This window comes from Vibrio sp. 10N.222.55.C7, assembly GCF_041473335.1.
Lineage (GTDB): Bacteria > Pseudomonadota > Gammaproteobacteria > Enterobacterales > Vibrionaceae > Vibrio > Vibrio crassostreae_C.
Genome location: NZ_JBFRSC010000044.1, coordinates 24,741 through 48,897, shown reverse-complemented (window position 1 = coordinate 48,897; position 24,157 = coordinate 24,741). Strand labels below are relative to the sequence as shown.

The window sequence follows — 24,157 nt, the reverse complement described above, 5'->3', positions numbered from 1 at the left end:
CACAATGGCATTATGGGGCGGTAGATTTACCCAAGCAGCAGACACCCGGTTCAAAGATTTTAACGATTCTCTTCGTTTTGATTACCGATTGGCTGAGCAAGACATTGTGGGCTCAATTGCCTGGTCTAAAGCTCTACTGTCGGTCAACGTATTAACAGAAGAAGAGCAACAGAAGCTTGAGTTAGCGCTAAATGAGCTAAAACTTGAGGTGATGGAAGATCCTGAACAGATTCTACGTTCTGATGCAGAAGATATTCACAGCTGGGTTGAGCAGCAACTTATCGGCAAAGTCGGTGACTTGGGCAAAAAACTTCACACTGGCCGTTCTCGTAACGACCAAGTGGCGACAGACCTGAAACTATGGTGTCGTCAGCAAGGTAACCAACTGCTACTGGCATTGGATCGCCTACAAAGCCAAATGGTGAACGTTGCTTCTCAGCATCAAGAAACCGTGCTTCCTGGCTACACTCACTTACAACGTGCTCAGCCGGTAACTTTTGCTCACTGGTGCTTGGCTTACGTTGAAATGCTTGAGCGTGATTATTCACGTTTGAATGATGCGATTAAGCGTCTAGACACATGTCCGCTGGGTTCTGGTGCCCTTGCTGGAACAGCTTACCCGATGGACCGTGAAGAGTTAGCTCACAACTTAGGTTTCCGTCGTGCAACGCGCAACTCTCTAGATTCAGTTTCTGACCGCGACCATGTGATGGAGCTAATGTCGATTGCTTCTATCTCTATGCTTCACCTTTCGCGTCTTGCAGAAGATATGATTTTCTACAACTCAGGTGAATCAAACTTCATCGAGTTAGCGGATACCGTGACGTCAGGTTCATCTCTGATGCCACAAAAGAAAAACCCAGATGCGCTAGAGCTTATCCGTGGCAAAACTGGCCGTGTTTACGGTTCATTAGCGGCAATGATGATGACAGTAAAAGCTCTGCCTTTGGCGTACAACAAAGACATGCAAGAAGATAAAGAAGGTCTGTTCGACGCTTTAGATACTTGGAATGATTGTATGGAAATGGCAGCACTCTGTTTTGACGGCATTAAAGTGAACGGCGAACGTACACTTGAAGCCGCGAAACAAGGCTACGCGAACTCAACTGAATTGGCTGATTACCTAGTAGCGAAAGGGATTCCTTTCCGTGAAGCTCACCATATTGTTGGTGTGACGGTAGTGGCGGCGATTGCTAAAGGCTGTGCATTAGAAGAATTAACCATCGCAGAGATGAAAGAGTTCTCTGAGGTGATTGAGGAAGATGTGTATGACATCCTGACCATTGAATCGTGTCTTGAAAAACGTAGCGCGCTAGGCGGTGTATCTCCACAGCAAGTGGCTTACGCGGTTGACCAAGCTGAGAAACGTTTATCACAGCGTGATACGTCCATCGTCAAGGTTCGTCCTGCTCGTCTGACCGATATTGAAGCGTTGGAAGGTATGGTCGCTTACTGGGCGAACATGGGTGAAAACCTACCTCGTTCTCGTAATGAACTGGTGCGTGATATTGGCTCGTTTGCGGTCGCAGAGCATCATGGTGAGGTGACAGGTTGTGCATCACTCTATGTGTATGACTCTGGCCTAGCGGAAATCCGTTCACTGGGTGTCGAAGCTGGCTGGCAAGGTCAAGGGCAGGGTACCGCAATTGTGCAGCACTTGGTTGAGAAAGCGCGACAAATGGCCATCAAGAAGGTGTTTGTGCTGACTCGTACTCCAGAGTTCTTTATGAAGCATGATTTCTTACCAACATCGAAATCTCTGCTGCCTGAGAAGGTACTGAAAGATTGTGACCAGTGTCCTCGTCAACATGCGTGTGATGAAGTGGCATTGGAAGTGAACTTGGTAGAGCAGATAATTGCTAAGGTTAATGTTGCATAAGGCATTGATTTTATAGCTCCTAAAAAAAAGATCAAAAATCTGATCTTTTTTGGGAACAAACTAAGAAAAGCCCGGTCTATTAAAGTACCACTGCTTTTTCTTAGAATTTTCTAAGAAAGCCCTAGAATCGATTGGTTCTGGGGCTTTTTTCTATCTGCTGTTCGGGAAATGATGATGGCTTGCTAGGTCGGGTCATTTAATTGGGCACCTAGCCTTTATCGCTTATCGAGCAACGTCTCTCTGTTAACGCTTTTTGTTCCTTAAAGGCAGCACCACAAACTTCATTATCCAATGCAACGACAGCAAGCCACTGAACGCGAAAGCGGCCATCATCAACGCGATGGCATTGATGGTTTTTGGGTCTTCTCTGAAAAACAGCCACCATACTCCCCAACTCAAAATCGACAACACCATCAGCTGATTCATGCAACGCTGGCAGCGACCGAGTTTGTTACGGATTTTTTCACTTTTATTGCAATGAATGCATGTCATCTTGGGTTTGATTCGCGTTATGCTTGTTGCCCTGATAATAACACGTCACAAGATATTGGATCACGGTGACACAGAGAGAGAAAGTCGATGATTGAGCGCCAAGAAACCAAGCAACGTATGAGCCGTATTGTTAAACACAACGGTACTATCTACCTATGTGGCCAAGTTTGTGCTGATGCAACTAAAGACATCACTGAACAAACTCAAACCATGTTAGATAAAGTAGAAGCGCTACTTGAGCAAGCAGGCAGCGACAAAGAGCACATGCTGTCAGCAACGATTTACTTGAAAGACATGAAAGACTTCCAAGAAATGAATGCAGTGTGGGATGCATGGGTACCAGAAGGTCACGCTCCAGCTCGCGCATGTGTGACTGGCGACATGGCTCGCGAAGCGCTACTTGTTGAGATCTCTGTGATTGCTGCTGAGAAGTAATTGCTTAAAGCTTTTAGTGACGCAATGGCTTCAAGAGATTCCAGATACCTCGTCCCTCGGTTCTGGAATGACGAGTTTAGTTTTGGTTTAGCTGATGCGTCACTTTGATTTGCTTCAGTTTAGACGCGTTTTGAAAAGCACCGTTATTCTGGTTAGCTTCGCCTAGACGTGTATGAAAATTGCTGTCATTCCCGAGAGCGACGAAGGAGCGTAATCGGGAATCTATAGTTTACTCGTTGCCAAAAACAAAAAGGAAAGCCAATGGCTTTCCTTTTTAGTATCTAACGTTTGTTAACTGCTAATTGACTGGCGCTAGTCTGAGATTAACAGCCCGGGCCACAATCTAGGCAGTGTTTCACCATCTCTGGGCCTAGGTGCAGTTTCGCATTCAGGTCACGTAGGGCAGTTCGTACACCCTCTTCGATTACTGGGTGGTAGAACGGCATGTCTAGCATCTCAGAAACCGTCATCTTGTTCTGGTGTGCCCATGCTAACAAGTGAGCCAAGTGTTCTGCGTTTGGTCCCATCATCTCAGCACCAAGGAAGCGGCCTGTACCTTGCTCGCCGTATACGTGCAGAATACCTTTGTTGCGCAGCATCACTCGAGAACGACCTTGGTTTTCGAAAGACACTTCACCCGTTGCGAAACAGCCACATGTGCCCAAGCGTGTGGTGATCTCTTTGTAGGTTTCACCAACCATCGCGATTTGCGGGTCAGAGAATACTGCCGAGATTTTAGAGCGGCGTAGGCCTGCACGAATCTCTGGGAAGCGACCTGCATTGTCACCCGCAATACGAGCTTGGCCTGCTGCTTCATGCAGTAGAGGCAGTTGGTTACTCGCATCACCAGCGATAAATATTGATGGTAGTGATGTTTGTAGCGTGTAGTGGTCTGCGATTGGCACACCACGTTCATCAAGCTCTAGAGAGGTATTCTCTAAGCCAAGCTTGTCAGTGTTAGGGCGACGACCTGTTGCTGCTAGTACGTATTCAACGACGTTAGTTTCTAATTCACCTTGTTTATTGATGAACTGGATTTCGACACGTGGCTCACCCGATTCAGTGGTAATGCGCTTCATGCTTTCGATTTTCACGTCGGCATCGAGATAGAACTCTTCATTGAAAGCTTTATCTGCATAAGCCATGATCTCTGGATCAGTTACTGGGCCAACTTGACCACCCAAACCGAACAGTTTGGTCTTCACACCTAAGCGGTGCAGTGACTGACCAAGCTCAAGACCAATAACACCAGGGCCAAATACCGCAACCGATTCTGGTAAATCATCCCAGCTGAACACGTCGTCGTTAATGATCAGGCGATCGCCAAGCTCATTCCAAACGGCAGGGTATGCAGGGCGAGAACCGGTCGCGATAACAATACGCTTAGCGGTGACAACCGTGTGGTCATCAATTTGTAGTGTGTTGTCATCTAAGAACTTTGCGTAGCCAGAGATCTTGTCTTGCTCTGGGATTTCATCAACGCCTTCTAAAACAAAACCAACAAAACGGTCACGCTCAAACTTCACTCGGTCCATCACTTCACGGCCGTTAATCACGATATCACCTTGTGGGTGAACGCCAAAAGCCGGAGCTTTCTCGATTTGGTGTACGCTTTCCGCAGCTGCAATAAGCAGTTTAGATGGCATACAACCAACACGAGCACAGGTTGTACCGTAAGGGCCACCTTCAATCATCACGACACTGTCAGTGTGTGCTTTTGCAGCGCGGTAAGAACCTAAACCTGCCGTACCGCCCCCGATAACTGCTACATCTACATTGACTTGTTTCATAATAATTTTCTCGCAATGGCTAAATTTGGTTTGAACGAACCCCTCCAACTCTGATGATTTTTTGAGAGTCAGGATTGCGGGTCAGTTTTGTGATTCTGTTTTATTAGGTTTAGCTTGTGACTCTGCTTTTATTGCTAACTATAGGTTAGTAAAAGACAGGCGAGTCACCAGCTATATTCTTTTTCCCAAAACTCAGATAAGAGTGTTTGGAATAGCTAACCCACAAGAGGGTGGGTTAGCTGATACTTCTAAGCCTATATCGGCGATGAAGCGATTAGCCTAGGAAAGTTTCTAGTTCTTCACTACCACCGATGTGTTTGCCACCGATGAATACTTGAGGAACGGTAGTGCGACCAGAGATTGCACGTAGGCTTACTGTTGTTGCATCTTTACCTAGAACCACTTCTTCGTAGTTCAGACCTTTGTCGATTAGGTTCTGTTTTGCTTTCATACAGAAAGGACAGCCTGGCTTAGTGAATACTGTGATTGACTCTTGCTCTTTGTGCTCAGGAGCAAGGTAGTTAAGCATAGTATCTGCATCAGAAACCTTGAACGGGTCGCCTGGTACGTCTTCTTCGATGAACATTTTTTCTACCACGCCGTTTTTAACCAGCATGCTGTAACGCCATGAACGTTTGCCGAAGCCGATGTCGTTTTTCTCAACTAGCATACCCATGCCGTCTGTGAAATCACCGTTACCATCTGGGATGAATGTGATGTTTTCCGCTTCTTGGTCTGCTTTCCAAGCGTTCATTACGAATGTGTCGTTTACTGAAACACACAGAATGTCATCAACACCGTTTTCTTTGAATACAGAGTGTAGCTCGTTGTAACGAGGTAGGTGGCTTGACGAACATGTTGGCGTAAACGCACCTGGTAGGCTGAATACGATAACTGTCTTGTCTTTGAATAGCTCTTCAGTAGTTACGTTAACCCATGCATCACCTTGGCGAGTTGGGAATGTTACTTGAGGGATTGATTGACCTTCTTTAGATGCAAACATATTGATTTCCTTAAATAGTATTTTTAATTTTGTTCTATCAGAGCTTAACGTTTTTCTTCGCTCTGTTTCGTTTCGTTGAGCCCATTATTAGATAAATCCTTTGATAGCTCTAATCGTTTGATGTTATGGTTTTGATAGGTAAATTCTATCAATGGCATTTTTCTTTTAAATGTTTTTGTTAGAACCCTTGTTCTTATTAAAACCTGAGGTAAGAGACTGATCATGAACATTCGTGACTTTGAATACTTGGTAGCGCTCGCAGAGCATAAACACTTCCGAAAAGCGGCAGAAGCGTGCTTTGTCAGTCAGCCAACACTAAGCGGTCAAATACGCAAACTAGAAGATGAAATCGGACTTCAGTTAACCGAGCGTAGTCCAAGGAAGGTGATATTTACAGAATCAGGGTTACAACTTGTTGAACAAGCCAAGCGTATTCTCAATGAAGTGAAAACTTTTAAAGATATGGCGAGTGGCCACGGTGAAGCGATGACGGGGCCAATGCACATTGGTTTTATTCCAACCGTGGGTCCTTACATCTTGCCTAAGATTGTTCCTCATCTTAAAGAGAGCTTCCCAGATCTTGAGCTTTACTTGCATGAAGCTCAGACCCATCAGCTAGTGAGTCAACTTGAAGATGGCAAGCTTGATTGCTTGGTACTGGCTGCAGTTGATGAAACCGCGGTGTTCAAAGAGATTGATGTGTATGACGAGCCCTTAAGTGTTGCCGTTCCATGTGACCACGAGTGGGCTCAGCAAGACACTATCGATATGCTGCAGCTAAATGGACAGACCGTACTGGCGCTAGGTGACGGTCACTGTTTAAGAGACCAAGCCTTGGGCTTCTGTTTTGCGGCGGGCGCCAAAGATGATGAGCGCTTTAAGGCGACTAGCTTAGAAACGCTGCGTAACATGGTTGCGGCGGGGGCGGGTATTACCTTGCTTCCTCAGCTATCTGTGCCGAAAGAGAAGCAGAAAGACGGTGTGTGTTACGTACCTGCGGTGAATCCAACGCCTTCACGTAGAATTGTCGTGGCTTACCGTCCGGGTTCTCCATTGAAGGGACGTTTCGAGCAATTGGCTGAGACTATCCGAACTCAACTGGAGAAAACAGCTTAACACTCGATCTCAGAGCCCAAGCTGGTAAGGTATAGATATAAAAAAAGGGTTGATATGAATTCATATCAACCCTTTTTGTTGGTTCAACTTACTAGGTTCAACAAACCCTAGCTAGAACAGTTCTTCTACTGCTTCACCTGATGAGGTTGAGTAGATGTCGTCATTGAAACGTTCTGTGATGTACTCGGTTGGCTCAGTGCCTTTTTCGAAGTACTCGAACATTGATGAGCTATCGAACCTATTAGTCAATAAGCCAGTTTCACGGTCGATACGAACACGAACGATGTTCTCCGGAATCTCTTTACGTTCAGCAGGAACACCCGCTAACGCAGTACCCATGAAATCAACCCATGCAGGTTCTGCTGTTTTCGCGCCAGCTTCTGCACCCGTAATTTGGTTCTTACCAAGGTTTGAGTTCGCTTTGGTTCTGCCTAGGTTGCGGTTGTGGTTATCAAAACCAACCCATACCGTTGCAACCATGCCAGGGCCGTAGCCGCTGTACCAAGTATCTTTCGAGTCGTTAGTCGTACCGGTTTTGCCGCCAATATCACGACGTTTCAGTGGTTGTGCACGCCAACCTGTACCGTTCCAACCTGTACCCGCACTCCAATCACCGCCGCCCCAGATGTTGCTGTACATCATTTCACGAACTAGGAATGCGTTCTGCTCAGAGATAACTTGAGGTGCGTATTGAACTTTCGCATCCACGTCTTGCTCTGCAAACTCATCCGCCATTGGATCGGCTGTGATGGTCTGTTTGCAATCTTCTTTACAGACGACTTTTGGTGTCGCTTCAAACTCAGTCTCGCCAAATGGAGTCTCAACGCGGCTGATGTAGAAAGGTTCAACGTAGTAACCACCGTTAGCGAATACCGAGTAACCTTGCGCTACTTTCATTGGCGTTAAGCTACCAGCACCTAGCGCAATAGTTTCAGAGCGCGGTACTTCGTCAATATCAAAACCAAATCGAGTAAGGTAGTTACGAGTATCATCCAGGCCTACTTCGCGTAGTACACGTACCGCCATTACGTTTTTAGACTGAGCTAAGCCAATACGTAGACGAGTTGGACCCACATAAGTCGGTGGCGAGTTCTTTGGTCGCCATGCTGTGCCTTGGCTCTTATCCCATTGGTTAATCGGGGCATCATTGATCAGTGAGGCTAGCGTTAAGCCTTTCTCAATCGCTGCTGAGTAGATAAATGGTTTGATACCAGAACCCACCTGACGAATAGATTGCGTTGCACGGTTGAACTTGTTGTGTACGAAGTTAAAGCCACCCACCATCGACAACACAGCGCCGTTGTTCGGATTCATTGCAACAAATGCGGTGTTCGCATTAGGTACTTGGCTAAGTCGCCATACAACTGGTGTTTCTGATTCTGCAGTCGCTGACTCTTCTGTCGGCTCTTCAGAGACTTCATCGCCTGTAACGGCTTCATGGCGAACCCAGATTTGTTCACCAACAGCTAGAATCTCTTTTGCTTGAGAAGGCGCTGGTCCTTGGCGGTTATCCGTTAGGAATTTGCGTGCCCAGTTCATACCTTGCCATTCGATAGTGCCTTTACCTTGGTTCTTAACCCAAATTTGCGCACTTTTCGAATTAACTGCGGTAACAACAGCAGGGACTAGGTCACCATAGGTTGGTTGAGACTTAAGGTGTTTAACGATTTGTTCTTGATCCCACGCTGATTGCGCAGTCTGCCACAATACTTTTTCAGCGCCACGGTAGCCATGACGCTCATCGTAGCCAAGTAGGTTCTTAATTGCGGCTTGGTTCGCTGCTTTTTGCAGTTTCGAATCAACAGTCGTGTAGACCTTCATGCCTGATGTATAAGCTTCTTCACCGTAGCGTTCCACCATCCAAGCACGTGCAACTTCTGCAACATACGGCGCGCTCAGTTCGATCTCTGCACCGTGGTATTTCGAGATAAGTTCTTCGCTACGAGCGTCATCGAACTCTGCTTGAGTGATGTATTGCTCGTCTAACATACGACGCAATACGACGTTACGACGGTTAGTCGCGCGCTCAACAGAGTAAATAGGATTCATTGTCGAAGGTGCTTTGGGCATACCCGCAAGTGTCGCAATTTCACTCAGTGTTAGATCAGGAAGATCCTTACCGAAGTAAACACGTGCTGCAGCGCCAAAACCATACGAACGGTGACCAAGGAAGATCTTGTTTACGTAAAGCTCCATGATCTCTTCTTTACTAAGCAGTTGCTCAATGTGGATCGCAATGAAGATCTCTTTGATCTTACGCATAATCTTTTTCTCATTAGATAAGAAGAAGTTACGCGCAAGCTGCTGAGTAATGGTACTCGCCCCTTGTTTTGCTGAACCCGACATTGCAACCACGAGTGCTGCACGTGTGATACCGATTGGGTCAATACCAGGGTGCTCATAGAAACGGCTATCTTCGGTGGCAATCAGAGCCTCAACTAAGTGGCGAGGAATCTCGTCATAAGTCACCGGATTACGACGCTTTTCGCCAAATTGAGAGATCAACTTACCGTCTTGACTGAAGACTTGCATCGGCGTTTGGAGTTCTACGTCGCGCAAAGTGGCAACATCAGGCAACTCTGGTTTTACGTAATAATAAAACCCGAAAATTGTACTGACTCCAAGAATCATGCAAATCAATGTAAATATGAATAATCGCTTTATGAACTTCACCGGATAATCCCTGATTAGTTAAGGCTGATAAGCAGCAAACCCTTGTACTCTAGGCTAAAAACTTAGCTTTCGTTTATTAACGCTTATTTAACTAATAATCACAACCCCTAGATAATCAACGAAATGCTTGGCACTTCAGGAGCTAGGTCACATGGGTTCATCATTAATTACAGGTATAGATATAAATCATCACAGCATCAAAGCCGTGGTACTAAAACCCGTGGGGGAGTTGTATGCCCTAGTGGGATACAAAGAGCTGCCGATTTCGGACGACATTTTTACAGCTAACCATACTTTGGAGTATCAGAAAACTGTTAAGAAACTTAAAGAACTTAGGAAAGGACTGCCTTTTGGTTGTCGCAACGTCGCCATTTCGGTACCTGATAACACTGTGATCAGCAAAGTACTACAAATAGAGAGTGAGTTAGAAGACAGAGAAAAAGAGTTTTCTATCTATCAAACCTTCGCCCATCAATCTCCCTTTCCTATCGAGGAGCTGAGTTTAGATTTTGTAAAGCTGGAAGACAAACGATTTGGTAAAGGTTCGACAAGCAGTTATCAGGTGTACGCCACTCGTAAGGAAGTCGTCGATAGCCGAGCGGATGCATTAACTAAGGCTGGTTTTAAACCTGTGGTGGTAGATACACAGGCCCATGGGCTGCTAAACATCTGGCAATTGGCTTCGCGCTTGTATCCCGATAAGAATAACTGGTTGCTGGTGGATGTTGGAATCGACCAAACGTCGTTAGGAGTTATCCCGCAGAATTCAGCGCCTTTCTATAAAGACATCGCTTTTGGTACTCAAGATCTTCGCAGCTCGGATAACCCAAGTGATATAGAAGGTGTGTTCGGCACGGCTGAAGATACCCATCAATTCATTGTTCATTTGATTGAGAAGCTCAAGCGCCAATTACAGCTCTATTCATCTGGAAATGCGCAGCAACCTATCTCTGGGATCTGGCTGATGGGTGAGGGTGCGAGTATTCCTATGGTAACCGAAGAGTTAGAGCGCCATTTTCAGCTGAGCTGTGAGTCATTGAATCCTTTGTCTCTGTTTGAGAACAAGGTCGCCAAGAGACGTCGACTGCCAATGGACTGGCAACACTTTGGTATTGCCGCGGGTATGGCGATGAGCGGACTCAAGTGGCAGGGAGAAAAGCATGTTGCATCAAATTAACCTGCTGCCGTGGCGTGATGAGATTCGTGCTCAGCATAAGAAGCGTTTTGTTCATTTGGTTATTCTTGGCGTCATCATTGCGCTTGGTGGGCAATGGGCGGTCGGTAACTACTTTTATGACCAACAAGCCAGGCAGCAAGCGCGCCTCAATTATCTTAATCAATACATCGCTGAGCTCGACCGACAAATTCAGTCATTAAAAGTCGCCGAACAAGAGCACAAAGCCATTCTCACTCGACTTGATGTGGTGGAGTCTTTGCAGCTTGGCCGCAATAAAACCACCGACTTCATGAACCTGATGCCAGAGCTGATTCCTGAGGGCGTGTATGTCGACAAGATAAAGATGAATGGTCAGGAGATTGAGATGTCGGGCATCAGTGACAGTACCGCTCGTCTTGCGACTATGTTGGACAACTTAGAGCGCTCAGATTCCCTGGAAGGGGTCGAGATGCACTCTATCGTTCATAACCGGAAACGCTTCAATAAAGAATTTCAGACCTTCAAGGTCTCTTTTGTGTTTAGCCCTGTCTCTTTAGAAAACACAACCGCGAGCAGAAAAGAGAAGGAGACGCATCATGGCTAACCTTCAAAATAGAATGAGCTTGCAAGATCTCGATGTTGATGAGATCACCGAGTGGCCATTGCTGCCTCAGCTTCTCGTGATTCTGGTGTTGATAGTGTTAATCCAAGGTGTAGGCACTTGGCTTTATGTGTTGCCACTCGACGATGAACTGCAACAGATGAAGCAACAAGAACAAACCTTAAAGACGACCTTGCGAATTAAGGCCAATAAGGTTGCAGCCTTGCCTAAATTGCAGAGTCAGCTGGATGAACTAACCAGTCGCTATGATTACCTGTTAGAACAGCTGCCTGTGCAAAAGGAGTTGGCGAGCATGTTGGCATCAGTCAATGAGCTTGGCTTAGACAACTCACTAACCTTTACCCGAATCGACTGGGGCGAAAAACAGAACAAAGCTTTCCTATACCGCTTACCTCTTAACATCGAACTGACAGGTGATTACCACGAGATTGGTGATTTCTCTGCAGCTATCGCTAAGCTCCCGCGAATCATCAGCTTTGATGATGTGAGTTGGCAGAGAGTGAGCCAAGAAAGCAGCACACTTCACTTTAGGGTTCGAGCTTATACCTACCAGTTTAAATCGGAGGTCAACGATGAGGCCCAATAGCGCGCTCTATTCAACGTTGTTACTGCTGATGTTGTCGGGCTGCAAAGCCAATCAAGATTCACTAGAAGACTTCGTGGTGCAGGTTGAGCTCAAAGCGAGAAAAGAAGTTGAGCAGCTTGTTCCTGCGACTGAGTTCTCAGCCGCTACCTATCAACGACGTGCTTTTCGCCCTCCCTTTGAACTACCCAAAGAAGCGATCGTGCAAAACCAGCCTTTGGTGAAGAAAGATTGCTGGCAACCTAGCGCTCGTGCTCGCAGTGGCAAGTTAGAGAAATACCCACTGAGTAAATTGCGCTTGAAAGGTGTGATGGGCAGTGGAACGAGTGTGTTTGGGCTTGTACAAACCCCCAAGGGAAATGTCGTCAATGTGAAAAGAGGCCAGTTTATTGGCCTAAACAATGGCCGAGTTACTAAGGTGACCAGCCAGTACGTTCAGATTAATGAAACTCTTCCAGATGGCTTAGGTTGTTGGCATAAGCGCAACGTTAGGCTGGCTCTGAAGTAAACCAATGTCACATGATGTGGATATGAGATGTAAATATGATTAAAGGAATAAGTGAGTCAATGAACAAAGGGCTGAAAGGCTTGATGGTGTCTGTGATGTTGGTTTTTAGCGTATTCAGTTACGCAGAGAGCTTACCAAATAAATTAGAGAATATTGATTTTAGGGTTAATAAGGATAAAGACGCCGTCATTATCATTGAGCTGGCGACCAGCACCGCTGTGGTGGATGTTCAACGTGCTCAGGAAGGGTTAAGTATCGAGTTGATCAATACTCAGGTTGATGATGACAAGCTTTACCTACTAGATGTAAAAGACTTCGCTACCTTGGTTGAAGGTATTGAAGTCTATAAAGAGACACCAAGCACTCGGCTTCTAGCGACGATTAGCAATGACTATCAGTATGAATACAATCTAAAGGGACGTTTTATTGAGGTGGTGATCAGCAAACCAGTTATCGATCAAGTGACCAAAGAAAAAAGCGTTCTAGAGAAAGAGGGCAAGCTGATATCGATTAACTTCCAAGACATCCCAGTACGAAATGTCCTGCAGCTGATTGCCGACTATAACGATTTTAACTTAGTCGTATCTGATTCGGTCGCCGGAAACCTCACTTTACGTTTAGATGGCGTACCTTGGCAGCAAGTTCTCGACATTATCTTGCAAGTTAAAGGCTTGGATAAGCGAGTTGATGGTAATGTTATCTTGGTGGCACCTAAAGCGGAGCTCGATCTTCGAGAGCAACAAGCGTTAGAAAAATCGCGTTTAGAAGAGGAGCTTGGGGAGCTTAAGTCGGAAATCATCAAGATTAACTTTGCTAAGGCCACCGATATTGCCGACATGATTGGCGGTGAAGGTGCGGTCAGCATGTTGTCTGATCGCGGTTCGATTACCATTGATGAGCGCACTAACTCTTTATTGATTCGTGAGTTGGAGGAGAACATTGCCGTGATACGAGGCATCATTGAATCCTTAGATATTCCTGTGAAACAGGTGCAGATAGAGGCGCGTATCGTGACCGTCACTGAGGGTAATCTTGATGAGCTTGGCGTGCGCTGGGGTGTTTCCTCGACCAACGGAAGCTTCACCGTTGGTGGTTCAATAGAAGGTAATCATCCATCACAAATCACACCGTATGACGATGATGGTGGCAACAGTGCGATTGATGACTACCTCAACGTTAACTTGGGGGCGACATCGCCGAATGCATCGAGCATTGCTTTTCAAGTCGCCAAGCTTGGGTCGGATACTTTGCTCGACCTTGAACTGTCGGCACTTCAACAAGAGTCGAAAGCTGAGATTATTTCTAGCCCACGCTTAATCACCACCAATAAAAAGCCCGCTTATATTGAGCAAGGTACTGAAATCCCTTACTTAGAGTCTTCTTCAAGTGGTGCAACGTCGGTCGCATTTAAGAAAGCGGTATTGAGCCTCAAGGTGACGCCGCAGATCACACCCGACAATCGTTTGGTATTGGATTTGAGCGTGACTCAAGATAGACCTGGGCAAGTGGTCAAGACCGGAACAGGGGAAGCGGTAGCAATTGACACGCAAAGAATAGGTACGCAAGTGCTTGTTAATAATGGTGAAACTGTCGTTCTTGGCGGGATATTTCAACACAGCGTAAGCAGCACGGTGGATAAAGTTCCTCTGTTGGGAGACCTGCCAGTTTTGGGTGCATTGTTCCGTCGCAGCTATGAAAATGTGGGTAAAAGTGAACTACTTATTTTTGTCACACCCAAAGTTGTGATTCAGTAATGAACAATTAGATTAAAAATAAAGTTGCATTAGTGGCACCTAACCTTGATAATTTCGGGTCTTATCACGAATTATCTGTGAGGAATCGGTGCCACGGGCCTTTTAATTTCAGTACTTGTACTGACCTACCTTGTGGCGATGTCATTGAATTAACGTTGTAAATTACTGCTAAAAACATGGCTGAGAAACGCAATATTTTTCTTGTTGGCCCAATGGGCGCCGGCAAAAGTACAATTGGTAGACACCTAGCTTCCCAACTTCATATGGAGTTTCTAGACTCTGACACTGTGATTGAAGAGCGCACTGGCGCAGACATCGCATGGGTTTTTGATGTTGAGGGCGAAGAAGGTTTCCGTAAGCGCGAAGAATCTGTAATCAATGATCTGACAGAAGAACAAGGTATTGTTCTTGCGACAGGTGGTGGTTCAGTGTTGAGCAAAGAAAACCGTAACCGTCTATCTGCACGAGGCATTGTTGTATACCTAGAGACAACAATTGAAAAGCAACTTGCTCGCACTAACCGCGACAAGAAACGCCCTCTACTTCAAACAGACAACCCGCGTGATGTGCTAGAAGATCTAGCTGTATCTCGCAACGCACTATACGAAGAAGTGGCGGACTACACAGTTCGTACTGACGACCAAAGTGCAAAAGTGGTAGCCAACCAGATCGTAAAAATGCTAGAAGAACGTTAAGTTCATTTTTTCGGAGAGCAAACCCATGGAACGGATTACGGTCAATCTAGCTGAGCGTAGCTACCCTATCTCTATTGGCGCCGGGTTATTTGAAGACCCGGCGTACCTTTCTTTTTTATCAGGCAAACAGAAAGTTGTTGTTATCAGTAATGTGACAGTAGCGCCTCTTTATGCAGATAAAATTTTATCGCTATTGGATCAAGTAGGCTGTCAGACATCTCTTCTCGAGCTGCCAGACGGTGAACAGTACAAAACCCTTGAAACGTTCAATTCAGTGATGAGCTACATGCTTGAAGGAAATTACAGCCGCGATGTGGTGGTGATTGCTTTAGGTGGTGGTGTAATCGGTGACTTGGTCGGTTTTGCTGCCTCTTGTTACCAGCGCGGTATAGATTTCATTCAAATCCCGACGACCCTTCTTTCTCAAGTGGACTCTTCTGTTGGTGGTAAAACCGCAGTAAACCATCCTCTTGGTAAGAATATGATCGGCGCTTTTTACCAACCGAAATCTGTGATCATCGATACTAACTGTTTATCAACGCTTCCAGAGCGTGAGTTTGCAGCTGGCATTGCTGAGGTGATCAAATACGGCATCATTTACGATGAAGCCTTCTTTGATTGGTTGGAGCAGAATCTAGAGAAACTTTATCAACTTGATGAAGAGGCACTGATCACCGCGATTGCTCGTTGTTGTGCAATTAAGGCTGAAGTGGTGGCTTTAGATGAAAAAGAGTCAGGAATCAGAGCGTTATTGAACCTAGGTCATACATTTGGTCATGCGATTGAAGCAGAACTAGGCTATGGTAATTGGCTACATGGTGAAGCTGTGTCGTCAGGCACTGTAATGGCAGCGAAAACTGCTCAATTACAGGGGCTGATCTCTCAGCAGCAACTTGAGCGAATTATTTCTATACTCAAGAATGCGAAATTACCAATCCATACGCCAGAAAGCATGTCTTTTGAAGACTTTATGAAGCACATGATGCGCGATAAAAAAGTGCTGTCTGGTCAGTTGCGTTTGGTATTACCAACAAGTATTGGTACTGCTGAAGTGGTTGCTGATGTGCCTCAAGACATCATTAAACAAGCGATCGATTTCTGCCGTACTCTTTAAATTTGGTTGTGAGGTTGCCTAGCTAAACTCTAGGCAACTGAAGCGTTTTACTGATCGATCTTATCAGTAGGGATCCCCAATGAGTTTGGCTCATGAATTAAGAGTATTAGAGTTAGAATCTCAAGTTGAGCTGCTAGAGCGCTTACAGCTTTTGACTAACTTTGGTTCAAACCTAGTCACGGTTGCTGGTAAAACTGGCTCGGGCCGTTCTTGGTTAGCTCAGCGTTATCTGGAAGCGTGGTCGACTGAAAAAAATCAGTGTTTACTGCTTTGTCATCCAAGCCAAGACGATCAACAACGCCGCGCGCTTATTCTTAGCCAAATTGTTTCTGATCCCCTGTTTAATCAACATGATTCTTTATCAGATAGCCTGACTAGGTTACTGGATGGAGAGCCGTGTAATGTGGTTATCGTCGTTGATGATGCCCAACGACTTTCTGAGCTATTGGTATCCGAATTATGGATGTTGGTACTAGAAGCTCAATCAAACCCTCAATGGACGATCAATATCGTTCTCTTCTCGGAACCTGGCCACTTAGATACGTTATTAACGCGTTTGAGTTACGGTCAACAACACAAGCCTATCGATCTCGAGATCGATGACCTTTCGCAACCAGAAGCTGAACATTTCTTTGAATCACTGGTGATTCGATATGTTGATGATGAGTCTGAAACTCGCGTGCGACGTGCGTTTAGTAAAGCGCAACCTCTGCCCGGTGAGTTAATGGCTTTAGGAGAATTGAAAGTGGAAAAAAGGATTATTATTCGCTCAATTATTGGCTCACCGATCAATATCGCGATTGTGGTGGCCTTGTTGTTGGTTTTAATTGGTGGCGGCTATTGGTGGATGTTCAGTCAGCCAACACCAGACGATAAAGCGCAGTCGCTTATCGCACCGATTGAACAGACAGCTATCCCAACTTTTGAAGTGGAAAGTGGTACCGAGCAAGCTGGTATCGACGGAATGGTAGATTCTGAAACCGAAGCTGACATGAGTTACCAAGGCGCTGACGACGATAGCTCATCTTTGCCGCCAACTGTCGTTGAAGATACCGCGAGTGTTGGGGAAGTGGAACAAGATCAGCAACGCGTTGTGATCACCTCTGACGTGGTTGATGCTCTGCTTGATGATAAGCCTGAAAGTGCCGATACCAGCGCGATTGATGCGGCTGTTGAGGAAAATACAGAGGCAGCGGCTAGCGCGCAACCTGATGCAGCACAAGCCGAACCACAACCAACAGTTGATGAAGAATCAGATCTAACTGATTCAACACCGCCGACTAAAAAGATTACCTTCTCATTTGCTCGTGAAGAGTTACAAGCTATCTCGCCGCGCGCGTATACCTTGCAGTTGAGTGCGATGACCTCATTGGAGGATGTGCAATCCTTCATTGAAGAATATGACCTTGAGAACAAGGTTCGTATTTACCCAACACTTCGTAACGACACCAAGTGGTTTATCATCACTTATCAAGATTACCCAACGATTCAAGTGGCGCGAGACGCGGTAAGTGCGTTATCAAAACCCCTTCAACAGTTGGAACCTTGGGCAAAATCGATGAATCAAGTGCATCGAGAGATAGAACGTGCGAAATAACCCTGAGCTTAGCCTCAAAATATGTTACATTCCGCAGCCTTATTTTTGAGTTGATAGATAGAGCAGTAAATGAAAAAGCAGCGTGCCTTTCTAAAATGGGCTGGTGGTAAATATGGCCTAGTTGAAGACATCCAACGTCACCTGCCACCTGCTCGTAAATTGGTAGAACCGTTTGTCGGTGCCGGCTCAGTATTTCTGAATACTGACTTTGAACAGTACCTGCTTGCAGATATCAACCCCGATCTTATCAACCTGTACAACCTACTTAAAACCGATCCTGAAACTTATATCACGGAAGCGAAGCGCTGGTTCTGTCCTGAGAACAACCGCAAAGAAGCCTTCTTAGATATTCGCGCTGAGTTCAATGGTACAGATAACGTCATGTATCGTTCGTTGGCTTTCTTGTATATGAATCGATTTGGCTTTAATGGCCTATGTCGTTACAACAAGAAGGGCGGTTTTAACGTCCCATTTGGTTCTTACAAAAAACCTTACTTCCCAGAAGCCGAGCTGGAGTTTTTTGCCGAGAAAGCGAAAAAGGCCACCTTCGTCTGTGAGGGATACCATGAAACCTTTAGCCGCGCGCGCAAAGGCTGTGTGGTTTACTGCGATCCTCCATACGCACCGTTGTCGAACACGGCTAACTTTACCTCATACGCAGGTAATGGCTTTAGCTTAGATGACCAAGCTGCATTGGCGGATGTTGCTGAAAAAGCAGCAATGGAGCGTGGTATTCCTGTTTTGATTTCAAACCACGATACGACACTAACGCGTCGCTTATATCATGGTGCTGAGTTAAACGTGGTCAAGGTGAAACGCACCATCAGCCGTAATGGCGCTGGGCGTAATAAAGTTGATGAGCTGCTGGCGCTTTTCCATAAAGAGAAAAACCAGCAACACACATCAGCGGAATAGTTCTGGTCAGAACAGCCGCTAAACTCATTAAATTGAGTGACCAACGGATACTTTCTTAAACTAATCTTTCGAACTGCTAGGATCTGCTTAGGTGCTTAGGTAGAATTGCACACCAAATAGTCTTGGGCTTGAGTCTTGTATTTGTGTATGAGATATCACTAAGACGGTGACATTCGTAATTTACTCACTCTTAAGAGGTTTGGTATGAAAGATTTTCTAATCGCTCCATCGATTTTGTCTGCAGATTTTGCTCGTCTTGGTGAAGACGTAGAAAAAGTACTCGCAGCTGGTGCTGATGTTGTGCACTTCGATGTGATGGACAACCACTACGTACCTAACCTGACTTTTGGCGCGCCTATTTGTAAAGCGCTGCGCGACTACGGTATTACTGCTCCTATCGATGTTCACCTTATGGTTAAGCCTGTGGATAGTATTGTTCCTGAGTTTGCAAAAGCGGGCGCATCAATGATTACCTTCCACGTTGAAGCTTCAGAGCACATCGATCGCACTCTACAGCTCATCAAAGAGCACGGTTGTAAAGCGGGTGTGGTTCTTAACCCTGCAACACCGCTTTCTTGCCTAGATTACATCATGGACAAAGTAGACATGATTCTACTAATGTCTGTGAACCCTGGCTTCGGCGGTCAATCTTTCATTCCTCACACGCTAGATAAACTACGTGCTGTTCGTAAGCTGATTGATGAGTCAGGCCGCGACATTCGCCTTGAGATTGATGGCGGTGTGAAGGTGGATAACATCCGTGAAATCGCAGAAGCGGGTGCAGATATGTTCGTTGCGGGTTCTGCTATCTTCAACCAACCGGATTACAAAGAAGTGATTGATGAGATGCGTGCAGAGCTTGCAAAAGTAAACGCATAATCGTAAAACTACAGATAGATTGAATATTAAGGGGCTCATTGGCCCCTTTTTTACGTCTTATCGCTCAACACATAAGACGAATATAATTAATAGGAAAGTAAGATGTCATTAAGCTCAATAAAACTGATCGCCTTTGATTTGGATGGAACCTTGTTAGACAGCGTGCCTGATTTAGCTGTCGCCGCTGACCAAGCTTGTCAGGAGCTGGGTTTCCCTTCAGTGAGTGAAGAACAAGTTCGCGACTATGTTGGCAATGGTGCTGACGTGCTTATCGGGCGTTCACTCAGCCGTAACCTAACTGTTGATCCAAGCCTAGATCCTGAGCTGCTGAAGAAAGCACGCATCTTGTTTGATGATTTCTACGAGCAGGGCGGCCACAAGCTGAGCCACCTTTACCCATCAGTAAAAGAGACGCTGGCAGAGCTGCATAATGCGGGTTTCACTATGGCGCTTGTGACCAACAAACCATCGAAGTTTGTACCCGACGTTCTGGCGCAACACGGTATCGATAAGTACTTTGTTGATGTTTTAGGCGGCGACTCTTTCCCAGAGAAAAAACCGAATCCAGTAGCGCTGAACTGGTTGCTAGAAAAGCACAACGTTAAAGCGGAAGAGATGTTGATGGTTGGTGATTCAAGCAACGACATCAAAGCGGCTAAGAATGCGGGTTGCCACTCGTTTGGTCTGACTTATGGCTACAATCACGGTGAGCCAATTTCAGCATCAAACCCTGACTATGTGGCGGATAACGTTGCTCAATTACTAGATGTCGTTCTAGTTTCAGCATAAAGCGGACAAAAGTTAGCTAACCCACTAGCAAAATACTTATCAATGAGTACACTGGATGAGCCGCGCAGAAAGAGCTGTGCGGCTTTTCTATATTTAAGTTAAGAAGCTAAGCGTTCAATAAACTTAGCGAATAAGCAAAGGAATTAAAACCATGAGCAAGCCCATCGTATTGAGTGGTGTTCAACCATCTGGTGAACTAAGTATCGGTAACTACTTGGGTGCTCTACGTCAATGGCAACAGATGCAAGATGATTACGATTGCCAATACTGTGTTGTAGACCTTCACGCAATTACGGTTCGCCAAGACCCGAAAGCACTGCATGAAGCGACTCTAGACGCACTCGCAATCTGTCTTGCTGTCGGTGTTGATCCAAAGAAGAGCACGCTATTTGTTCAGTCACACGTACCAGAGCATGCTCAACTTGGTTGGCTTCTTAACTGTTACACGCAAATGGGTGAACTGAGCCGTATGACTCAGTTTAAAGATAAGTCTGCACGTCACTCAAACGACGTAAACGTAGGCCTATACGACTACCCAGTGTTGATGGCTGCAGACATCCTGCTTTACGGTGCTCACCAAGTGCCAGTAGGTAGTGACCAGAAACAACACCTAGAGCTAGCGCGTGATATCGCAACTCGTTTCAACAACATCTACGGTCCTGAAACGCCAATCTTCCAAGTGCCAGAACCTTACATTCCAACAGTGAATGCACGTGTAATGAGCCTGCAAGATGCGACTAAGAAGATGTCTAAGTCGGATGATAACCGTAAGAACGTGATTACTCTGTTAGAAGAGCCTAAGTCGATCATCAAGAAGATCAACAAAGCGCAAACTGATGCAGAAACACCGCCACGTATTGCTCACGATTGGGAAAACAAAGCGGGTATCTCTAACCTAATGGGTCTTTACTCAGCAGCGACAGGTAAAACGTTTGAAGAGATCGAAGCGCAATACCAAGGTGTTGAGATGTACGGTCCATTCAAGAAAGATGTAGGCGCAGCATTAGTTGAGATGCTTGAGCCGATTCAAGCTGAATACCACCGTATCCGTGCTGATCGTGCTTACATGGACGCAGTAATGAAAGCGGGTGCTGAAAAAGCGTCTGAGCGTGCTGCAGTAACACTGAAAAAAGCATACGAAGCAGTAGGTTTTGTTACTCGCCCATAGGGTGAACTAACACGACTCGCTTGAAAATTTGAGCCCAAAGTAGCTTTTGTTTACTTTGGGCTTTTTAATGCCCATTCCATTTACCTTCCTCGAAAACCCCTTGTTTGAATTGATAATTTACGCAGTATCTGACTAGCATATCCATCATATTAATGCTGTGCAGATGATCTTATTCAGCACTTCTGAACTTTATAAATTCATACTCATTTCTATATATGTTGGAAATATATAACGTGCCAAACAATTGATGATTCCAAAGTGATAAGTTCCTCATTTTCTTGCCAACTGACTTATTCCTTTCATAAATAAACCTGATAGTTACCACAAAATACATGACTGCCCATAGATGGCAGTGACTATAAATCAATGAACTCAGGTGAAACGGATGGCTCTTTTACACAAACCTTCATTGCTAGCAGTGGCAATTGGTAGCTTGTTAACCACAAGCGCACACGCTGATTTGTTTATTTCACAATATGTGGAAGGCGGCAGCTACAACAAAGCGGTTGAGATCGCCAATAACGGCGATAGCAGCATTAACTTAGATGGTTACTCACTGGCGAAGTCTGCCAATGGCAACGGATCATGGGGCGCCACTTTACCTTTAGATGGCCACGTTTTAGCGCCCGGTGAGGTGCTTGTTGTTGCTCATACCAGTGCTAGTGATGAGATTAAGGCGGTCGCTGACATTCTAAATGCTTCATTGGCTAATCATAATGGTGACGACCCGCTAGCTATCTTGAATGCAGATGGTTCGGTGCATGATGTTGTTGGTTTGATGGGCGATGTGGACTGGGGCAAAGATGTTACTTTGGTTCGTGCGACACAAACACCTTCTGCGACGTTTGATGCTTCACAATGGGTATCGCTACCAAAAGACAGTATTGAAGGGCTAGGTTCACTAGACAGTGTTGAGCTGCCAGAAGCCTTTACTTGTACAGAAGATGGCTCAGACCCGGTATTTACCACCATTCAAGAGATCCAAGGCGAGGGTGCAACATCACCGTTCATCGATGGCTACCCGTACATCACCGACGATGAATACTTCGTAAAAGGTGTAGTTAGCGCAGTGACTACTGGCCTAACCAAAGGCTTCTATCTGCAAGCGATTGAGGATGACTTCAATTCAAGTACCTCTGAAGGTCTATTTATTCACACTAACCAGTCAAGCTCAGATTTAGTTGCGGGTGATGTGGTGTGTGCGAAAGGTAAGGTTCAAGAATACTACAGCCACACTCAGCTTAAAGTTGAAAACAACCAATGGCTAAAGCAGGGCGAACAGCAATCCCCTGAAGCGACGGCGATTGAAGCGCTAGACAGTGATGAGAACTTCGCTGCAACGCTTGAACGCTACGAAGGCATGTTGCTGAAAACAACCGAAGCGCTTGATATGCGAGTGACGCGTACCTTCGGTTATGACTACGCAGGTCGTCGTAACAACATGGTATTAGCCCATGAGCGTATCAACATGCAGCCGAACCAGCTTTTTGCTGCCGGTTCTGATGAAGCGAAACAACAAACAGAAGACAACGCTGATCGTCGCCTTTTCGTTGAAACGGATCAAAAAGCGGGTGACGGACAAGTTCCTTTCTACCCAGATTTTGGCCGTACCGACATCGACCAAGATGGTTCGACCGAAGACTACATCCGTATCGATGACACCATTGTCGGCCTAGAAGGTGTGTTGACTTACAGCTACGGTGAATACCGTTTAATTGCGACTAACCAGATCTCGGCTGAAAACTTCGTTCGTAACGACCCACGTACTGACAAACCAGACATGGATGAAGGTGACCTGCGTATTGCGACCTTCAATGTATTGAACTACTTCAACTCTCCATTTGGCGGTGACGCGAACCAGCACGGCAACAACCGTGGCGCGAACACCATCACTGAGTTTGAAATGCAGCAAGAGAAGATTGTGAACGCGATTCTTCGTCTAGACGCTGACATCATTGGTTTGATGGAAATTGAGAACAACGGCTTTGGTGAAGGTTCAGCGATTCAACAGCTTGTTAACCAGCTGAATGATCGCATTGAGCGTAAGAAAGACCGTTATACGTTTGTCGCTGTTGATTCAAATGAAGATGGCGTAACCGACGAGATGGACTCGATTGGTACTGACGTAATCACAACGGGTGTTATTTACCGTAAGAAGGTAGTTAAGCTAAAAGACAGCCGCGTTATCGCGATGCCAAGCCAACAAGCACCAGAGGTGTTAGACGATTCAGGTAAGGTGATTGAGGACGGTAAGAACTACCAGCGTGACTCATTAGCGCCAACCTTCAAGGTCAAAGGTACCAAAGAGAAACTGACCGTAGCGATTAACCACTTTAAATCTAAAGGCTCTAAGTGTTGGGAAGATGCAGCACCGGTTGAACAGGGTGGTCAAGGTGGTGTTGATGCCGACAAGCAAGGCTCATGTGAGAACTTCCGCGTAGCTGCGGCGGTGGCACTGGGTGAAGCGCTCGATGGTATCAAAGGTCACAAAGTGATCCTGGGTGATATGAACTCGTACGGCATGGAAGATCCAATGCTGGTGCTAACGGATTACTCTGAAGAGAAATACGGTAAGCAAATCAAAGCGGCTCGTAACACTTACATTGATGGTGTTGAACAGTTTGGTGATAACGGCGCGGTGATTACTAAGAACTACGGTTACATTAATGCTGTGGCTCAAAAGCACCCAGACAGCTGGAGCTACTCATACAATGACGAAGTGGGCGCACTGGATCACCTGTTGATCAGCGACAGCCTGAAAGACATGGTTGTGGATGCAACTGACTGGCACATTAACGGTGGCGAATCGACGTTGTTTGACTACAACGAAGAGTATAAAGGCGATCTGCCTAAGTACCAAGATCACTTCCGTTCATCGGATCATGATCCTGCGGTTCTTGAGCTCAGAGTCGGCGGTTCATTCGGCTTGGGTGCATTGATGTCATTGTTTGGTCTAGCAATGTGGCGTCGTCGCAAGTAGCTAAATCGT

Annotated in this window: 21 protein-coding genes; 16 read left to right on the top strand and 5 right to left on the bottom strand. The window is 45.8% G+C overall.

Annotated features, from left to right (window positions below):
• The first annotated feature begins 4 nt into the window (after nucleotides 1-4).
• Complete coding sequence (gene argH, locus AB4482_RS15525; protein ID WP_017061136.1) at nucleotides 5-1,879, top strand: argininosuccinate lyase; 1,875 nt, start codon at nucleotides 5-7, stop codon at nucleotides 1,877-1,879.
• Between the two features lie 243 nt (nucleotides 1,880-2,122).
• On the opposite strand, the gene AB4482_RS15520 is transcribed toward argH, so the two are convergent.
• Nucleotides 2,123-2,371, bottom strand: a complete 249-nt coding sequence (locus tag AB4482_RS15520; RefSeq protein WP_050642919.1) for a DUF3624 domain-containing protein — start codon at nucleotides 2,369-2,371, stop codon at nucleotides 2,123-2,125.
• Nucleotides 2,372-2,458: 87 nt separating this feature from the next.
• Between AB4482_RS15520 and AB4482_RS15515 the strand changes: the two genes are divergently transcribed.
• On the top strand, nucleotides 2,459-2,806 hold the full coding sequence (locus AB4482_RS15515; RefSeq protein ID WP_004729674.1) for a RidA family protein: 348 nt from the start codon (nucleotides 2,459-2,461) through the stop codon (nucleotides 2,804-2,806).
• Between the two features lie 323 nt (nucleotides 2,807-3,129).
• On the opposite strand, the gene AB4482_RS15510 is transcribed toward AB4482_RS15515, so the two are convergent.
• From AB4482_RS15510 to AB4482_RS15500, 3 genes are all read right to left on the bottom strand, one after another.
• Nucleotides 3,130-4,596: a dihydrolipoyl dehydrogenase gene (locus AB4482_RS15510; protein ID WP_372128627.1), complete on the bottom strand. Its 1,467-nt coding sequence runs from the start codon at nucleotides 4,594-4,596 to the stop codon at nucleotides 3,130-3,132.
• Between the two features lie 274 nt (nucleotides 4,597-4,870).
• Nucleotides 4,871-5,599, bottom strand: coding sequence for a glutathione peroxidase (locus AB4482_RS15505; protein WP_017061133.1), 729 nt, complete (start codon nucleotides 5,597-5,599; stop codon nucleotides 4,871-4,873).
• Between the two features lie 44 nt (nucleotides 5,600-5,643).
• On the bottom strand, nucleotides 5,644-5,823 hold the full coding sequence (locus AB4482_RS15500; RefSeq protein ID WP_102433306.1) for a hypothetical protein: 180 nt from the start codon (nucleotides 5,821-5,823) through the stop codon (nucleotides 5,644-5,646).
• Between AB4482_RS15500 and oxyR the strand changes: the two genes are divergently transcribed.
• Nucleotides 5,822-6,715 carry a DNA-binding transcriptional regulator OxyR gene (gene oxyR / locus AB4482_RS15495; protein WP_102433305.1) on the top strand — a complete coding sequence of 298 codons (894 nt, stop codon included), beginning with the start codon at nucleotides 5,822-5,824 and terminating at the stop codon, nucleotides 6,713-6,715. The genes AB4482_RS15500 and oxyR overlap by 2 nt on opposite strands.
• A gap of 111 nt (nucleotides 6,716-6,826) precedes the next feature.
• Here the strand turns inward: oxyR and AB4482_RS15490 are convergent, their stop codons facing one another.
• The gene (locus tag AB4482_RS15490; RefSeq protein WP_170960850.1) at nucleotides 6,827-9,388 is read right to left on the bottom strand and encodes a penicillin-binding protein 1A; all 2,562 of its coding nucleotides are present in this window, start codon (nucleotides 9,386-9,388) and stop codon (nucleotides 6,827-6,829) included.
• Nucleotides 9,389-9,539: 151 nt separating this feature from the next.
• On the opposite strand from AB4482_RS15490, the gene pilM reads away from it, so the two are divergent.
• The 13 genes from pilM (at nucleotide 9,540) to AB4482_RS15425 (ending at nucleotide 24,148) form a co-directional block, all read left to right on the top strand.
• Nucleotides 9,540-10,565 carry a type IV pilus assembly protein PilM gene (gene pilM / locus AB4482_RS15485; protein ID WP_102479219.1) on the top strand — a complete coding sequence of 342 codons (1,026 nt, stop codon included), beginning with the start codon at nucleotides 9,540-9,542 and terminating at the stop codon, nucleotides 10,563-10,565.
• Nucleotides 10,549-11,148, top strand: a complete 600-nt coding sequence (locus AB4482_RS15480; protein WP_102433302.1) for a PilN domain-containing protein — start codon at nucleotides 10,549-10,551, stop codon at nucleotides 11,146-11,148. Before pilM ends, AB4482_RS15480 begins: the two co-directional genes overlap by 17 nt.
• On the top strand, nucleotides 11,141-11,752 hold the full coding sequence (locus AB4482_RS15475) for a type 4a pilus biogenesis protein PilO (RefSeq protein WP_102479220.1): 612 nt from the start codon (nucleotides 11,141-11,143) through the stop codon (nucleotides 11,750-11,752). Before AB4482_RS15480 ends, AB4482_RS15475 begins: the two co-directional genes overlap by 8 nt.
• Entirely contained in the window at nucleotides 11,739-12,257 is a 519-nt protein-coding gene (locus AB4482_RS15470; protein ID WP_102479221.1) for a pilus assembly protein PilP, read from the top strand. The genes AB4482_RS15475 and AB4482_RS15470 overlap by 14 nt, the downstream gene beginning before the upstream one ends.
• A 59-nt stretch (nucleotides 12,258-12,316) precedes the next feature.
• Nucleotides 12,317-14,011: a type IV pilus secretin PilQ gene (locus tag AB4482_RS15465; protein WP_102479222.1), complete on the top strand. Its 1,695-nt coding sequence runs from the start codon at nucleotides 12,317-12,319 to the stop codon at nucleotides 14,009-14,011.
• 176 nt (nucleotides 14,012-14,187) lie between these two features.
• Nucleotides 14,188-14,706, top strand: coding sequence for a shikimate kinase AroK (gene aroK, locus AB4482_RS15460; protein WP_017061125.1), 519 nt, complete (start codon nucleotides 14,188-14,190; stop codon nucleotides 14,704-14,706).
• Nucleotides 14,707-14,731: 25 nt separating this feature from the next.
• The gene (gene aroB / locus AB4482_RS15455) at nucleotides 14,732-15,820 is read left to right on the top strand and encodes a 3-dehydroquinate synthase (protein ID WP_017061124.1); all 1,089 of its coding nucleotides are present in this window, start codon (nucleotides 14,732-14,734) and stop codon (nucleotides 15,818-15,820) included.
• Nucleotides 15,821-15,899: 79 nt separating this feature from the next.
• Complete coding sequence (locus tag AB4482_RS15450) at nucleotides 15,900-17,417, top strand: SPOR domain-containing protein (RefSeq protein ID WP_055319910.1); 1,518 nt, start codon at nucleotides 15,900-15,902, stop codon at nucleotides 17,415-17,417.
• A gap of 69 nt (nucleotides 17,418-17,486) precedes the next feature.
• Entirely contained in the window at nucleotides 17,487-18,332 is an 846-nt protein-coding gene (locus AB4482_RS15445) for a Dam family site-specific DNA-(adenine-N6)-methyltransferase (protein WP_048659159.1), read from the top strand.
• A gap of 204 nt (nucleotides 18,333-18,536) precedes the next feature.
• Complete coding sequence (rpe, locus tag AB4482_RS15440; protein WP_017068835.1) at nucleotides 18,537-19,211, top strand: ribulose-phosphate 3-epimerase; 675 nt, start codon at nucleotides 18,537-18,539, stop codon at nucleotides 19,209-19,211.
• A gap of 102 nt (nucleotides 19,212-19,313) precedes the next feature.
• Nucleotides 19,314-20,000, top strand: a complete 687-nt coding sequence (locus AB4482_RS15435) for a phosphoglycolate phosphatase (protein ID WP_048659158.1) — start codon at nucleotides 19,314-19,316, stop codon at nucleotides 19,998-20,000.
• 151 nt (nucleotides 20,001-20,151) lie between these two features.
• Nucleotides 20,152-21,168, top strand: coding sequence for a tryptophan--tRNA ligase (trpS, locus tag AB4482_RS15430; protein ID WP_016796005.1), 1,017 nt, complete (start codon nucleotides 20,152-20,154; stop codon nucleotides 21,166-21,168).
• Between the two features lie 385 nt (nucleotides 21,169-21,553).
• Nucleotides 21,554-24,148 carry an ExeM/NucH family extracellular endonuclease gene (locus AB4482_RS15425; RefSeq protein WP_372128628.1) on the top strand — a complete coding sequence of 865 codons (2,595 nt, stop codon included), beginning with the start codon at nucleotides 21,554-21,556 and terminating at the stop codon, nucleotides 24,146-24,148.
• The last annotated feature ends 9 nt before the right edge of the window (nucleotides 24,149-24,157 follow it).